General features: G+C 50.9%; 13 protein-coding genes. 5 read left to right on the forward strand and 8 right to left on the reverse strand.

The window, feature by feature from the left end:
• Positions 1 to 182: 182 nt before the first annotated feature.
• From PsWM33_RS23950 to PsWM33_RS23980, 7 genes are all read right to left on the reverse strand, one after another.
• Positions 183 to 1,484, reverse strand: coding sequence for an NAD(P)/FAD-dependent oxidoreductase (locus PsWM33_RS23950; protein WP_063301888.1), 1,302 nt, complete (start codon positions 1,482 to 1,484; stop codon positions 183 to 185).
• Between the two features lie 18 nt (positions 1,485 to 1,502).
• On the reverse strand, positions 1,503 to 2,843 hold the full coding sequence (locus PsWM33_RS23955) for an NAD(P)/FAD-dependent oxidoreductase (RefSeq protein ID WP_063301889.1): 1,341 nt from the start codon (positions 2,841 to 2,843) through the stop codon (positions 1,503 to 1,505).
• A gap of 184 nt (positions 2,844 to 3,027) precedes the next feature.
• A complete protein-coding gene (locus PsWM33_RS23960) occupies positions 3,028 to 3,795 on the reverse strand; it encodes an SDR family NAD(P)-dependent oxidoreductase (RefSeq protein WP_063301890.1) in 768 nt (255 codons plus the stop codon).
• 111 nt (positions 3,796 to 3,906) lie between these two features.
• Positions 3,907 to 5,376: an adenylate/guanylate cyclase domain-containing protein gene (locus PsWM33_RS23965; RefSeq protein ID WP_063301891.1), complete on the reverse strand. Its 1,470-nt coding sequence runs from the start codon at positions 5,374 to 5,376 to the stop codon at positions 3,907 to 3,909.
• Between the two features lie 86 nt (positions 5,377 to 5,462).
• Entirely contained in the window at positions 5,463 to 6,284 is an 822-nt protein-coding gene (locus tag PsWM33_RS23970; protein ID WP_063301892.1) for an MBL fold metallo-hydrolase, read from the reverse strand.
• Positions 6,285 to 6,297: 13 nt separating this feature from the next.
• The gene (locus PsWM33_RS23975; protein WP_193757786.1) at positions 6,298 to 6,738 is read right to left on the reverse strand and encodes a cyclic nucleotide-binding domain-containing protein; all 441 of its coding nucleotides are present in this window, start codon (positions 6,736 to 6,738) and stop codon (positions 6,298 to 6,300) included.
• A 100-nt stretch (positions 6,739 to 6,838) separates the two neighbouring features.
• The gene (locus tag PsWM33_RS23980; RefSeq protein ID WP_063301893.1) at positions 6,839 to 9,430 is read right to left on the reverse strand and encodes an ABC transporter ATP-binding protein/permease; all 2,592 of its coding nucleotides are present in this window, start codon (positions 9,428 to 9,430) and stop codon (positions 6,839 to 6,841) included.
• 252 nt (positions 9,431 to 9,682) lie between these two features.
• On the opposite strand from PsWM33_RS23980, the gene PsWM33_RS23985 reads away from it, so the two are divergent.
• From PsWM33_RS23985 to PsWM33_RS24005, 5 genes are read left to right on the forward strand one after another with little or no spacing between them, the layout of a single operon-like run.
• The gene (locus PsWM33_RS23985) at positions 9,683 to 10,924 is read left to right on the forward strand and encodes a glycosyltransferase family protein (protein WP_063296309.1); all 1,242 of its coding nucleotides are present in this window, start codon (positions 9,683 to 9,685) and stop codon (positions 10,922 to 10,924) included.
• 2 nt (positions 10,925 to 10,926) lie between these two features.
• The gene (locus PsWM33_RS23990; protein ID WP_063296308.1) at positions 10,927 to 12,165 is read left to right on the forward strand and encodes a glycosyltransferase family 4 protein; all 1,239 of its coding nucleotides are present in this window, start codon (positions 10,927 to 10,929) and stop codon (positions 12,163 to 12,165) included.
• Positions 12,165 to 13,295 (forward strand): glycosyltransferase family 4 protein, encoded by a 1,131-nt coding sequence (locus tag PsWM33_RS23995; RefSeq protein ID WP_063301894.1) that lies wholly within the window; start codon positions 12,165 to 12,167, stop codon positions 13,293 to 13,295. The genes PsWM33_RS23990 and PsWM33_RS23995 overlap by 1 nt, the downstream gene beginning before the upstream one ends.
• Complete coding sequence (locus PsWM33_RS24000) at positions 13,295 to 14,494, forward strand: glycosyltransferase family protein (protein WP_063296351.1); 1,200 nt, start codon at positions 13,295 to 13,297, stop codon at positions 14,492 to 14,494. Before PsWM33_RS23995 ends, PsWM33_RS24000 begins: the two co-directional genes overlap by 1 nt.
• Positions 14,424 to 15,335: a polysaccharide deacetylase family protein gene (locus PsWM33_RS24005; RefSeq protein WP_208994725.1), complete on the forward strand. Its 912-nt coding sequence runs from the start codon at positions 14,424 to 14,426 to the stop codon at positions 15,333 to 15,335. Before PsWM33_RS24000 ends, PsWM33_RS24005 begins: the two co-directional genes overlap by 71 nt.
• Here PsWM33_RS24005 and PsWM33_RS24010 read toward each other — a convergent pair.
• The gene (locus tag PsWM33_RS24010; protein WP_063296306.1) at positions 15,319 to 15,903 is read right to left on the reverse strand and encodes a class I SAM-dependent methyltransferase; all 585 of its coding nucleotides are present in this window, start codon (positions 15,901 to 15,903) and stop codon (positions 15,319 to 15,321) included. The genes PsWM33_RS24005 and PsWM33_RS24010 overlap by 17 nt on opposite strands.
• Between the last annotated feature and the right edge of the window lie 8 nt (positions 15,904 to 15,911).

Genomic DNA, 15,911 nt, shown 5'->3' on the forward strand with positions numbered 1-15,911 from the left:
CAGTCTGGCGAATATGTTTTTTACGCGTTGCGGTATAGTTAGTTTTATCGGACTAATTTGGCAACTTTTCTTCAGCTTACACCACTAATGAGAAAAAGAGTACCCGCGGGTACGCCTCTCCCCTTCTGATCGCTTGAGCATTTCTCGGGTGTCGTCTGCTCGTGCCTCAAGTCTTGCAGCTTTTAGAAGCGGTTAAAGGCAAAACTGGAGAGATCGTGACCAGCTGGTTTCCCTGTGAGCACATCTGCCATAACACGTCCGATAGGTGGACCTATTCCAAACCCATGGCCTGAGAAACCCGTCACGATATGCAGGTTATCCAGATTTGGAGCTCTATCGATCACCGGCAAAAAGTCTGGCATGGCATCAATGAGGCCGCCCCAGGCGGATTGCAGTTTTGTTCCTTTGAGCTGCGGGAAACGATCAGCGAGTGCTTGTGTTAGAGCACCCAGCTCTTTCTGATCAGGTTTAGAGTTGAGGACGCGCATGACTTCAAATGGTGTTATGTCCGCTCCGGTCCAGCGTCTTTTTTGCATCCAGTGATCAGGGTAGTTTTTTGGAGACCATGGTTTGATGCTGGTGCCCTTGAGGTTTTCGGCCATATTGGGCAGCCATTCTTTCAGGAACCGAAATGAATCCAGACCGATATGATGGGTCTGGTTGTTCTTGAGTGCCAGTGTGTAGCCACCATCTTGACGGCGGCGCATAGCAAAGGTGTTGTCTGAGGCATTTGCCGGGAAGACATCCGGTACGGCTTGCGTTGCTGCAACGGTCAACTCTACAGAAAGCTGAGGCAGTTTAATGCCTGCATTGGCGGCGAACAGAGAAGACCATGCCCCACCTGCCAGCATTACTTGCCCCGCTTTGATCTCGCCTTGTTCTGTGACGGCGCCCACAACCTCGCCACCGGATTTTACCAATGTACGAACAGCGTTGTTTTCGCAAATGACAGCTCCAAGTCGCTCTGCAGCTTTTGCGATGCCGAGCGTCGCCTGCCCGGGTTCAGCACGACCATCACTGGCAGTATGCATTCCGCCGATCCAGCGGCCTTCTTTACCTTTGATATCTTCATGAACCTGCGCTCTTGAGATCATGCAGGTATCAAGATCATATTTCCGGCCAAGTTCGACGAATTTCTCAAAATTTTCCATGTCCTCATGCTTTTCAGCAAGGTAGTAGACGCCGCTCGCGCTGTAACCGAGGTCTTCCCCTGTCTCTTCGCTGAGCTCAGCCCACAAACGGCGAGCTTCGATAGAGAGCGGAATTTCCGGCTCATCACGTCCTTGCTGGCGAATCCAACCCCAATTGCGGCTGGACTGTTCTCCTGCAACTCTCCCCTTTTCGCAAAGAGTGACGCTTACGCCCTTCTTGGCGAGGTAATAGGCGGTACACACACCAATGATGCCCCCGCCGATTATGAGCACATCTGTTTCCTGCGGCTGTTCTCCATGGAACTGCTGCGGTGTATTTTCTGAATAAATCACGTCACTTACTCAAGGAGGTTAGATAAAGGGTCCGAGCTTGATTTTGGAGCCATCGGAAAAACGCGAATAACGGAAGCGCGTCAGGTCGTAGCCTGCTGGTTTGTCCATGAGCAAATCTGCCATGACGCGCCCTGCTGCAGGACCAATGCCAAACCCGTGCCCAGAAAAACCTGTTGCGATAAACACGCCCTTTTGCGTTGGAACTTCATCCATGATCGGAACAAAATCCGGCATTGCATCAATCATTCCAGCCCAGCTTTCTTCCATTTGCAGCCCTTTGAGCTGTGGGAAGCGGTCAACCAGACGAGCCTGAATGCGTTTGAGAGCTTTCGGGCTTGGGTCAGGGTTTAGCACACGACATGTTTCAAACGGTGTGATCTCATCTCCAGACCAATGGCGTTTATGTGCCCATGAATCTGGATAGTTTTTGGGTGGATTCATGCCAAAGGAAATGCCTTTGAAGGATGCTTTCACAGCAGGAAGCCACTTGAAGAGATGACGAAATGAATCCTTACCGATGTAGTGATCATGAATATCACTGACCGCAAGCGTATAGCCGCCATCTACTCTTTTACGGAATGCAAATGTGCCATCTGCTGCGTTGCCATTGAAAAGATCAGGCACAGCCTTGGTCGCAGCTACAGTTGCCCGTACGCATAGCTGAGGCATGGACACGCCGAGATTTTGCGCAAAAAGTGAGGACCACGCACCAGCAGCGATCAAGACGCGGTTTGCTTTGATCGCGCCTTTCTCGGTCACGGCACCAGTGAGCTTGCCACCTTCGAACTCCAGCGTGCGTACTGCACAGTCTTCAACAATGACAGCACCGTTCCGTTCAGCCGCCCGGCCAATCGCAGATACAGCTATCCATGGTTCCGCCCGGCCATCGCTTGGTGTGACCATGCCGCCAATCCATTTGCCGTCACGCCCCGGAATTTTGGCGTAGATTTCGTCTTTGCTGAGGAGTTTGGTGTCAAGTTGATGCTGTTTGGCAAGTTCAAGAAAGTCCTCGTAGTTTTTGAGGTCCTTTTCTTTTTCCGCCAGATAATAAACACCCTCCTGGCGAAACCCGAGATCCTCACCGGTCTCCTTCATCAACTGCTGCCAGAGCCGGTTACTTTCCATGGATATGGGGAGTTCTGCGGCATCCCTGCCTTGCTGGCGGACCCAGCCCCAGTTGCGGCTCGACTGTTCTCCGGCAACGCGGCCCTTTTCGCAGAGTGTCACGTTCACACCCTTTTGTGCCAGCCAGTAGGCTGTGCAGATGCCAATCACGCCACCGCCAATTATCAGAACATCAGTCTGTTCTGGAAGGTCGCCGAAGAACTGTTGGGGAGTGGAGCTGGTATAGGTCGCCATGAAGGCCTCTAGGAATCGGAACTATAATTTACAATCCGATGAACTTAGCAGGACTAAGATACCACTGCACGAGGGTGTGCCTAAGCACTTAGTCGACCTTTGGATTAGACCATATTGGTAAGTCTGGTTGTTTCGCAACCAGAAGCTGGCCTGAGAACTCAACGCTCTCAGACCAGAGAATTGCTTAGCGCGGTGCCATACGGATTGCGCCATCCAAGCGGATGGTTTCACCGTTCAGCATTGGGTTGGTGCAGATTGCTTCCACCAGCTGAGCGTATTCGTCGCCGCGGCCCAAACGGGACGGGAACGGCACCTGCTGACCGAGTGAGTCCTGCACTTCCTGAGAGAGGCCACGTAGCATTGGAGTTTCGAAGATACCCGGTGCAACAGTCATCACGCGGATGCCGGACTTGGACAAGTCTCGTGCAACAGGCAATGTCAGAGCGGCAATGCCACCTTTAGACGCTGCATAAGCTGCTTGGCCGATCTGACCGTCAAATGCTGCTACAGATGCAGTGGAGATGATCACGCCGCGCTCACCATCTTCTGTCAGCGGCTCAAGATTTGCCATGCGTGTTCCAGCAAACGACGTACAGCGGAATGTGCCGACAAGGTTTACGTTGATCACCGTCTGGAACATATCCATTGGGTGTGGCTCACCACGAGAGGTGGTTTTTGCAACAGGCGCGATACCTGCACAGTTGACGAGAATACGTGTTGGGCCGTGCGCTGCTTCAGCTGCATCCAGACCTGCTTTCACGCTGTCATCGCTGGTGACGTCAACTTTTACGAACTGACCAGCAATCTCTTGTGCCAGTGCTTTACCAGCTTCTTCATTCACGTCGAAAAGAGTTACTTTAACGCCATGGCCAGCCAATTTCCGTGCGGTTGCCGCGCCAAGACCTGATGAGCCGCCGGTTACAACGGCTGCAATTTCTTTATTAAGTTGCATGGAATCCCATCCCGATTCATTTTGTTTGCCCCGCCGTCTTTCAAAGCTCCCGCCAAAATTCTTTGAAAGCAGCAAAATGCTGGATTGCGGGTCGGCATGAGAAAATCATTCTCACGCCAAAGCCACAAGGTCTACTTTTCCATTGATTCCCGCAACACACTCGGACTTTAAATCTATCATGTTTCCCTTATACCCTTGTCGTAGAGCCATGGAATAACTTGCACCATCTGTCAGGAACCGCGTGCCCTGGACCTTGTTGGCAGCTTCCAGCTTTGCAGCGCGGTTGACAGCATCTCCAATCACGGTGAACTCCAACCGGTCCCGCACACCAACAACACCAACACTGACCGGACCTGCTGCGACCCCTACACCAACTTCAAATTTCATGGGCCAACCTGCAGCTTCCAGATCGGCGCACTCTTCCTCCAGAATGTGAGTCAGTTCGACACCTGCTCGCAACGCATCAGCTGCATACGTTTCGCTGTCTGATACAGCCCCGAAGGTTGCAAGAATTCCATCACCAAGGAACTTATCAATCTTGCCCCCTTCTCCCAAAATCACCTTTGCAGCTTTCTTTTGGTAGAGGCTCAGAACACGCATGGTGGTTTCTGGCGGCAGTTTGGCAGCAGTTTTTGTAAAGGACCGAATGTCGACAAGAAGGATGGCAACATCCCGGATTTCACCGGTTCCAGCCATGAGCCTGCTTTCAGATTCCACAATGGAATTTGCAACTTCCGGCGTAAAAAAGCGGCTCAAGTCTTTTACTGCATTCTTCTGGCGAATGGCTGAGAAGAAGGTGCGGCGGGCTCTGAAGATAGAAAGGGCAAGAAGCGCTGTCACTGACAGGATGATTATCAACTTATCCAGCTCTGCCCCGATGAGAACCGCCTCGCCGGTCAGATACTCGATGTAGTTTCGAGTGATGAGTGTTGAGCCACCTTGATAGGTCAAAGCGTAGAACACCAGACCCAACCAACCCAGGGCTCCGAAAACGCCAGTGAGGATCACGTATCTTGGATCAAAGCGGAGTGCTCTCAGGGCTATGAACAGGAACAGGTACATCAAGGTCGGGGCCTTGAGGTAAAAAGTGGGATGTTGGGCATACTGGATGTGGAAGGAGAAAATCAATCCGACCAGAAGCGCCACGTCTGCCATGATAGACAGGACCAGATACCAGACCGGCAGGGTGGTTCTGAAAGAGACGTAAATACGAATAAGCGTAAAGACAAGATAAAAGGAAAAGGCGATGGGAACGAAGTTGAAGCCCATAGTGCCTTCGGCCCTCGGAGCAAGGGCGTACAGAACAGCAAAAAAGATAATGACTCCGAGCTGGACGATACCGATCAGACGTTCGGAGGCCGCTTCCTGACGCGCTACTTCACTACGCACACGTAAAGGCAAGTCCCCTTCCGGAGCTTTTGGCCCTAAAACACCGCGCTTCAGCTGCTGGTAGAAGTTAGGTTCAGCTTTCTTCTGGTAAGAGATGCCATGGAACTTTTCACTCAAGTCCACATCCGGCTTTTTCTCAGATCCACGTTTTTTTGAAGGATCGGAATTTTCTGGACCACTTCCAACTGCCACACTTGTCTCCCGTCACACCATTCAACAGGCGTTGCTGGTTTGCTCGCAGTTTCATCCGATCAGTTGCGAGCGACGGGTGAATGAACTTAAGGTTTGAAGACCATCCCTTCAGAGGCCACGATTGCTCGTGGATGCATCTGCTGGGCAGCCAGACCTATCTCGTCCAATTCATCATCCGTGCGACGCGGATCGTGATGAAAGATCACGGGCGTTTTCACGTTGGCGCGCTGGCATATTCCGACCACATGCTCCCATGTGGAATGTCCCCAACCCTTATACTTAGGGTATTCGGCACAGGTGTACATCCCATCCTGGATCACAACATCTGCATCACGGATAAACTCTAGGACAGCAGCATCGTGAGATGCGCTCCCCATTTCGTGATCTGTGATGATGCACATGGACCTACCATTGTACTCCATCCGGTAGCCACAGGCACCGCCAGGATGGTTTAGCGCAACGGTTTTGATTATCAACCCATTGTCTTTCTTCAGGGTGTCCCCTGCCTTGAAACTTTTAAAGGAAACAGCACTTAGCGTGTTCGCTCCTACCGGGAAAATAGGGGGCGACATGATCCGACAGATGATATCCTTCAAATCACACGGGTCATTAAAATGGCCTGCGGTTAGGCGAATACTGAAATTGGGATCGTACGCCGGCTCAAAGAAGGGCAAACCACAAATGTGGTCGAGATGTGTATGCGTGAAGAGAAGATCGATGTCGCGGTGTGGGCCTTTCATCAACTCTTTACCCAGATTGCGTGCACCAGACCCACAGTCGACCATCAACAGAACGTCCCCCGCCCGGATTTCAAAGCAGGTTGTTTCTCCGCCGTATCTAAGTGTTTCGGGACCAGCAGCAGCTGTTGAACCGCGAACACCCCAAATTTTAAGAGAAAACTCGTTCAAGTAATCTGGCCTTTCAAGTGGACGCAGGGCGTGCCTGCGCAAGTTCTCTGGTCGTTTTTTCCAATCGCAACGCCAATACACGCATTATCTCGAGCGAAACTTTCGGAAACTCCGCGATGAGCTTCAAAAAATCGTCTTTTGATATTGCCAAAATGTGAGTTGTACCCACGGACTGTAAGGTCGCTGTTCTTGGCACATCACACAGGATCGCAATCTCACCAATGATGGCATATTGTCCAACCTTCGCAACCTCATTTTCATCAACAAACACAGCAACTTCACCGGAAAGGACAACAAATGCACTGTCACCATCATCTCCCTGATGGCACAAGTGCTCCCCATCCTGAAACTCCATGCGGTCACTGATGAACGCAAGAAGACGCAGTTTGCTTGGTTCCAATCCCTGAAAGAGAGGGACACGGCTTAAAGCTTGGACTTCTGCATCAATAGTCACATTTCACTCCCAATAACTTGATGAGCATAGCTGAAGTTCTCCCAGCAAACTGTGTTCCAGCTCACATCATCTCGCCTTTGTTTCACCATAGTTCCCAAGACTATCTTTCGATAACCCTCCCATTTTCTAGGTGGACCGTCGTAGAAAACTCCTCAGCAACACTCTCATTACTTACTCCGAACATGAGAATTTTATCAGCCATGAGCTTCCTAAGGTCTTCGCGCAGGGTCTTATCTGTTGCATTCACACTGTTTGCCGTTTCATCCAGAATGTAGATGTGCGCATTCTTCAACAAAGCACGCACCAGACAAATCAACCTACGTTGATGGGAGGATAACTTCGCACCAGCAATACCCACCTGATAATCGAAGGCAGCGCGGCGAATTGGGGCGATCAGTTCTCTTTCACGCACGAGCTCTTGCAGAACTTGCTGTATTTTCTGTCGGGCATCGCGGCGGTCCAGTCTTGCGTGGCCGAAGACCAGATTATCCTCAATGCTCAAAGTGGTGAGATAAGTGTCTGGATCAAAGAACTCGAAACGCTGATTGTCTTTGCCCACTGTTTCCATAAACTGTTTTCGAGCTGCTAGGATCTTCTCCCGCACATCATCATCCAGAACACCAAGGCGGTGCTTTGCTGGAATGAGCTTGAGCGCCAGCGCAATCAAACGGGCCCGATCTACATCTTTGAGCCGCTTGCGCCGCTGTTCACCCTTTTGCTCATTCACAATACGAGCAAACTCCGGAAGATCCTCACGACTGATGAAAGAGTACCTGTTCAACAAATCACTGTCTGCGCTCACATCAGCAAACAGTTCGACCATGGTCTTTGCGATTTTCAGTCCGATATCCGCCAGGAGCACATCAAACCCGGTCTCTTTGAGGAAAGCTGAAATTTGCGGGTCTGTCGGAACATGTTCAATGGTCATGAAGTGTTCTTTAGGACTTGCAAAAAACAGGTTCTGCGCCAGATTGGCAGACATATTGAATTTTTCAGGGTCCCAGAACTCGACGAGATTTTGAAGTTTCGTGTCATTCTGGATTTTCTCGCGCAAGGCTTTCCGCGCCTCAACCAATTTGGGCATGAGGCCGCCATTGAGCTCTTCAGTCTCGTTTGGATTGATGACTGTCTCAACGCCCAGTAAGTACAGATCACGCGAGAAACCTGCTACTTTACATAGCTCGAGGGCTTTATCTTCCAACTCCTGCATGGAACCAGCATCGGCCAGTTCGTAATCTTCCCAGCGCGCTTTCAAATCAAAGTATGGGTTAAGCGTCATGGCAGCTTCCTTCAACTGACGCTGCCGCTTTCTCAGATCACTGCCTTCGTACTCGACTTTTTCCTGAGGCCTATGACGCAGCCCGTAGAAGAGATTATCGCGAATTGTCCCCGTCCAGACATGTAAGTGTCCTCCGACATAGGCAATCTGCCGCCCCAAGGTCGCTTCTGGCATGCTTTCAAAATTGGTGTTGTTGATGGTGACTGATCCTGACGTGGGGCTCAGCAATCCGGCTGCCATCTGCAACAGTTCAGCGCGGCCAGAACCATCCACACCAGAAACAGCTAGTGGTTTACCCGGCTCGACATTAAGTGAAACATTATGCACTTCCTGCCCGGTCCCTACTCCTGATAGCCCTAGTTTATCTAGGATGAGTGGGCCTGTGAACACCAGAGATTCATCATCCAGCAGGCGTTGTTTGTCGTAGAGATCAGGTGGATCAAAGTTCTCAACCACCGTCTGATATTTAACTGAGACGTCTGCTGTCATCTGGTAGTAGGCCAGCAACTCTTTCCATGGACCAGCCAGATCCTTGTAGGCTGCAATCACCGCAATCAACGCACCGATGCTGAGCTGCCCTTTAATGACCAGATAGCCGCCGATAAAGTAGAAGAAAAACGGCGTCAGCTGGTTCATGAAATTATTGACGAACTTAATGAAGTACTTGCGATTATAAATATCGAAACGAATGCGGAAATTTCGATATAGTCTGTCTGAAAGGTCTGCAGAATGCCACGCTGACGTGTCGTTGCTATGAATCTCGGAGATACCTGAGATGCTCTCCCCCACCTTATCGGCGATCACGCGCACATTCTTCACACGTTGACGAGACAGGCGCACGACCTTCTGCTGGAGCTTGGGAATGATATATCCCTGCACCGGATAAAGTGAGATGGCGGCCAGCCCGAGCAATGGGTCCTGCATGAAAATAAAGCCGACCTGAACGACCAGCATTCCGCCTTGATAGGCTGGCAAAGCGAAGGCCTCTCCAACAAAACCACCAACATCCTCGACCTCGGCGGTAATCATTGGTATGATCTCGCCGGAGCTGACCTTCTTAAAGTGAGGCAGGCGGAAGCGGAGTACGCGCTGAAACAGCTCAAACCGCAACTGGCGTAGCATCCTCTCACCCAGCCTACCCTTGTAGACGTTGAGGTAGAGCTTGATGCAGTTGCTAACAACAACAAGAACCAAAAACAAAATACACAGCACCGCCAGATACTGAATCTGACCGAGCTGCATTCCGAAAAGTTCTACTGGGAAATTGCTACCCTGAATTGCTTCATTGGTAATTGTCTTAGGTAGATCCAGCAGGATGTAACTCACCGGATAGGACAATATGGTGACTAGAAGAATCGCCACTTGATAGCGGGATGAGTTCTTCCAGATGAATTGGAAAAGCGATTTTTCCATGTCCACTCCGATTAAGCTCAGATCAGGCTAACCCAAACTGAGGCGATGCGATTTACGCTCTAACTGACGCAAGGGAACTTTACGCTTCAAGATCTTAAAAAACGGCATAAACCCGCCAGATACCTTGGATTTATGGGGTATTGCTTTCGCGTTTAAACGCGACAAAGCAGGTTTGACCGTTGATTGGCGACCCTCCCCCGCCAAACTGATCTGATGCTGAGGTTTATGCGCAGAAGATGGAATAAGAAGCGCATGACGGTAATGACGCCAAAAATTCTGATTTATAGCCATGACACCTTTGGATTGGGCCATCTGCGGCGATGCCGCACAATCGCACAATCTTTGGTTGGCTCCTTCCAGGAAATGTCCGTTCTCATCCTTTCCGGATCTCCCATCATCGGTAGTTTCGAGTTTCGTTCCCGGGTCGATTTTGTCCGCATTCCTGGCGTGATCAAACTGCGCAGTGGTGAATATACTTCGCTCTCCTTACAGCTTGATATCAACGAGACGATCGCCATCCGATCTTCGATCATTGAGCACACAGCCAAGGTGTTTAAGCCTGACATCTTCATCGTCGATAAGGAGCCGCTTGGGTTGCGCGGTGAAGTTTTGCCTTCGCTTCAGTACCTCAAAGGGCAAAAAACACGGTTGGTGCTGGGTCTTCGTGACGTGATGGATGACCCGCACGTTCTGAAGGAGGAGTGGCTTCGCAAACGCGCCTACCCTGCCCTTAATGACCTTTATGATGAGATCTGGGTTTACGGCCCCTCAGTGATGAACAATCCATTGAATGGGCTTGGCTTTGACCAGTCGGTGATGGAAAAGACGCTCTTTACTGGCTACCTGCGCCGGTCAATGCCAAGTTCAGCTCAGGATTTCACAGCACCCTTTGATGGAGCCCCCTATGTGTTGGTGACCCCAGGTGGCGGCGGTGACGGTGTTGAGCTTGTCGATTGGGTCATACGGGCCTATGAGGCACGTTTGCGCCCCTTGTTCCCTGCTCTCATTGTCCTTGGCCCCTTCATGAGCAAGGCAGATGTGGAAGCGTTTACAACGCGTGCATCTCATTTGCGCGATGTTGAGATCCTTCGATTTACCCCCGAAATTGAGCCCTACATGGCCAATGCGACTGCAGTGATCGGCATGGGGGGATACAACACGTTCTGCGAGATCCTCTCCTTTGATAATCCAGCCCTTCTGGTTCCACGTGTGGTGCCACGCAGAGAGCAGGCTATTCGAGCAGAGCAAGCCCAGCGACTGGGTCTTGCGCAGATGCTTCCGATTGACTCATATCCAAGTGTTGAATTAATGGTGAAAGCATTGGCAAACCTACCATTTATTGCGCCGCCGTCTCATGCTCATTCAGAAAACTATCTGGGCGGTTTGGATATTATCAATCTGCGGACTGCCGAAATTCTTGGCATGCGTGAACAGCATTTATCACAACGTCTTGGTCCACGAGACGATGTCAAACTGACATATAATGCGGGGTAGTGATGGAAGCTGGACGCATTGCTGTGGTTGTGAAAGGGTATCCGCGTCTTTCTGAGACCTTTATTGCCCAAGAGATTTATGGCCTACAGGAGCGTGGGATAGGTCAGCTCATCGTTGCGCTGCGTCACCCCTATGATCCCTATGTGCATGACGTACACGAAAAGATCACTTCCGATGTGCTTTACCTTACCGAGTATCTCAGGGATGATCCTCCTCGTGTCCAGAAAGCTATGGCATGGGCGAAAAAACAACCAACATACGCAACTGCCAGAGCATGCTTTGAGAACGATCTGAAACACAAGAAAAATGCTGAACGCTTCCGCCGATGGGGGCAAGCTTGTGTGATGGCTCATGAGTTGCCTGAGGATGTGATCTGGATACACACGCACTACCTCCACAGTCCTTGCACTGTTGCACGCTATGCAGCTTTGCTTTCTGGTCGTCACTGGTCGTTTTCCGCCCATGCCAAAGACATATGGACCACGGAGCGATGGGAGCTTGAGACAAAACTTACTGATGCTGCCTGGGGAGTGACCTGTACCAAAGCAAACCTTGTTTATCTGCGTTCACTTTGCAAGGAACCTAACAAAATCAGTCTTGTTTATCATGGTCTCGATTTTTGCGGATTTCCTGAGGCTCCCCGTCCTGCCACGTTACGGGATGGAACAGGAGCAGACGACGTTCGGATTATCTCCGTCGGGCGACTGGTAGACAAGAAGGGTTATGACAACTTGCTGCGCGCTTTCAGCAACCTCCCAAAGGACCTGAACTGGCACTTCACCCACATTGGTGGAGGTGAGCTGTCATGTTCACTCAAGGACCTTGGTGTGCAACTTGGTCTGGATGACCGTATATCGTGGCTGGGAGCCCAACCGAGGAAACATGTGTTGGAAGAGATGGAAAACGCTGATATTTTCGCTCTTGCCTGCCGTGTCTCAAAGTCAGGTGACCGGGACGGTCTACCGAACGTGGTGATGGAAGCACAAGCTATGGCGTTGCCGTGTGTTTCAACAGAGGTATCCGCTCTTCCTGAAATCATTGAAAGTAATGAAACTGGCCTGCTCTGCCCTGCTGAAGACATCTCAGCCTTATCAGAGGCACTGCAGCTTCTGATCACACACCCTTCTGAGCGAGAGCGCATTGGAACCAATGCGTTTGAAAGCGTTCATCGCCGGTTCAGTGCCTCGCCCGGTTTGGATTTTCTGGAGGAGAAATTCTCGAGAAGTTTGGAGCCCTGCTGATGAAAGTCGCCTTTACAGCGCCCATGAAGCCTATTGACCACCCTGTGCCTTCGGGAGACCGAACCATGGGGCGATTGATCGTACGAGCATTGCATTTGGCGGGGCACGAGGTTGAGATTGCCTCCACTTTTCGCAGCTGGCGCGCTGAGGGTGGTGAGGACGTGACACGCGACGTGAAAGAGCTGGCGCTTACAGAGGCAAAAGCTATCGCAGAGCGTTGGATTGAACACAGTGCAGTGCCTGATGTGTTTCTCACGTATCATCTCTATCACAAGGCACCTGACTGGATTGGGCCCTACCTTTGCGCCAAGTTCAACATTCCTTATGTGGTCGTGGAAGCCAGCCGTGCGCCCAAACGACAGGCAGGCAATTGGGCTCTCGGGTTTAATGCAGCGGACGCAGCTCTTGCTCAGGCCAGCCAAGTCGTCGCTCTGACGAAATCTGATGCTCAATGCCTGAAGGAAGTCTTGAATGAAGACGTTCTGACGGTTTTGCCTCCGTTTTTGGAGACGGCAAAATTTGAAGTTAGTCACAGTGTCACCAAAGGCTCGGCTGATGGAAAAATCCGACTGCTTTGCGCAGGCATGATGCGTGAAGGAGACAAGCAGTTTTCGTACATGGTGCTTGCTGCTGCTCTCAAGCAAATTGCTGATCTGCCATGGCGACTGACCATTGCCGGAGACGGACCGGCACGAGGCGAAATTGAACCGCTGTTTGATCGGGAACGCACCGAGTTTGTCGGGCTTATTCCCTGGCAGGAAATGCCGCGTCTCTATCGATCTCACGACATTTTTGTTTGGCCTGCCATTCGTGAAGCCTTTGGCTTTGTGTTTCTGGAGGCTCAATCCTGTGGTTTGCCCGTGGTTGGTGGGCGGGTGTTTGGTGTTCCAGACATCGTGGAGGAAGGTACCAGTGGTTTGCTTTCAGATGAAGGTGACGCCTCTGCTTTGGCTCAGAATCTGATGTCTCTCATAAAAAACACACACAAGCGGGAGAATATGGGGCTCGCAGCTATAGAAAACATTCACAAAAACCATAGTCTTGAAGCTGGGGCGAGAGGGCTGGACAAGGTGCTCAATGCTGCTCTTGAACATCACCAGTTTAAGCGGAGAGTTCACGGAGGCCGATGATGAAAGCCTTCATTCATGTTCAGCACTTGCTTGGCTCGGGCCATATCGTCCGGGCGGTGGCGCTTGCCAAGGCGTTGGTTCGTCAAGGCATTGCAGTGACCCTTGCAACTGGGAACCGTATTCCTGACACGTTGAACTGCGATGGGCTATCTGTTGTCCGGTTGCCTGCTGTGCGTGCTGCCAGCGCAAAATTTGATGTTCTGCTGGATGAACATAACGTCCCGATTGATGAGGCGTGGTGGGAGAAGCGCATCACAGCAACGCTTTCTGCCTTTTCCTCTGAGCATTTTGACTTGCTGATCACGGAAACTTACCCCTTTGGGCGCAGAATGTTTGCAGCTGAGATGACGCGTCTTCTTGAATGTGCCGGCAGCAAGCTCTCCCCACCGTGGGTCGTTTGCTCCGTGCGTGATATTCTGGTGCGCAAGGACGAGTTATGGAAAGAAGAATGGATGGCCTCACAAGCCTCTGCCTTTTATAATCGGATCCTTGTCCATTCAGACCCGCAACTCATTACGTTTGACGAGAGTTTTCCATTCTCAAACAAGGTGAACTCACATATCCGCTACACGGGTTACATCAGTGACGACCGTACAACATCTGCAACGTCAACTGACGGGGTGGACGAGATTATCGTTTCTTGTGGAGGTGGGGCTGTCGGCTCTGCTTTGTTGCGGGCCGCGCTTTCTGCTCCCAACCATATGTCGCCCAACATCAGTCACCGGTGGCGCGTGCTCGTTGGACAGGACGTTCCCGACGCTGAATTCCGACAGCTTTCCAAACACTCCTCATCACAGCTCATTATTGAGCGGGCTCGCAAAGACTTCCCCGCGCTTTTGAAGAACGCCAAACTTTCTATTTCTCAAGCTGGTTACAACACAGTTGTCGATATACTGCGTGCAGGCATTCCATCCGTTCTGGTTCCTTTTGCGCAAGAAGCTGAAACTGAGCAAACTCAACGCGCACTCAGCCTTATGAAACATCATCGAGCAGTGGCAGTTCCCGAAAAAGTACTCAGCGCTAATACGCTTGCACAAGCAGCACAAAAAGCACTCTCCCTTCCAGCACCAGACTTACACGTGGCGCTCAATGGAGCGGAGATTTCAGCTCAAGTGCTTGCCGCAGATCTTGGCATGGAAACGCCGATGGATCACGCGCTCGGAATTATCTGGGAAAGGAACGTTTCTCGTGATCTCTAGTTCTGCCCCTGTCATTGAACCCGTTCCGGAGGCTGGATATTTTGTCGGCAACGACCAAGGGGCGTTTGAACAGCACCTCAACCAGCACTTCAATTGGTTCGAAGAGCGCGGCCTTACTGTTAAGTTCTGGTGGCGGGATGATGATGCTGTTTCGCCAACACCTGCACTTGAAGAGCTACTTGCGTTCTCTGGCCGGTTCGGCATTCCGCTTTCGCTTGCAGTTATTCCAAAATTTGCGACAGAAGCGCTCGCCCAGCGTCTTGTCACGGCACAAGAGGTTCATATCGTTCATCATGGTTGGCAACATAAGAATTATCAGATGAAATCGTACGGCGAGAAGGCCAGTGAGTTTGGGTGGCGACGAACATCAAAAGAGATGGCAAAAGAATTAGCAGAAGGTCGGGTGATCCTACAAAGTTTATTTGGAAAGGACTTTGTGCCTTTATTTGTGCCTCCGTGGAACCGGATTGCACCGCGCGCAGTGCAACTTCTCAAGCAACAGGGAGACTACGGATTATCCGCATTCACCTGGATCAATCATTTTCGCCTTCCACGTCTCCAAAGCCATATCGACATCATTAAATGGAAGAAAAATATGCGCTTTATCGGTTGGGATGCAGCTCGTAGACGGCTAGACCTGCAGCTTTGCCGACGGCGAACCAATACAAGTGAGCCGATTGGATTATTGACACATCACCTTGACCATGGTGAAGGATGCTCCGAATTTTTGGAGGTATTTTTCAAGCTCACCTCTGCTCACCCTGCAGTTAAGTGGCTTAGTTCTCAAGACCTTCTGGATGAAGCAAAACGCGATTTTACTTTGGCTACCGGGCAGGTCTGACGAGCCGGAGTTTCCAACCAACATTCTTTGAATATGACTTCAGCTCCAGATCATCGAGTACCTTCCAGTGGTTAGATTTGTCTGTTTCACCCCAAACCTTCTGGATAGATCTGTTTGCTCCCGATTTTTCTCGTGCAGGTGTGTACATGGAAATTGCGATAACGCCATCGTCATCAAGAAATTTTGCGTAACGGTTGAGCTGTAACTCTGGTTCCTCGCAAAAATAGAGCACTTCATTGAAGACAATTGCTGAAAATGTATCCTCCGACTTGGCGTTGAAACTTTCAAGATCTGACTGCACAAGCTGGACACATTCCTCGGCGACGTTAGCATTGCCTAGAGCAATTTCTGAGAGGTCTACACCACAGTATCGTTGCAGGCCTGATGACTTGAGATAGTGATACAGAATTGCTTCACCACAGCCTACATCAAGTACTGCCCGCGTGGTTCCAGTCTGCCCTAGCCATGCGGAGAGAATTCCGTAGCGCGCAGCCTCTTTGATATCATTAAGAAAATGCCAGCGACCTGCTTCGTACTGGCGATCCCAATCACCTGAGAGATCTTCCATTATATTGA

Origin of the sequence: Pseudovibrio sp. WM33, from assembly GCF_001623165.1 — a bacterium.
Classification (GTDB): Bacteria; Pseudomonadota; Alphaproteobacteria; order Rhizobiales; family Stappiaceae; genus Pseudovibrio.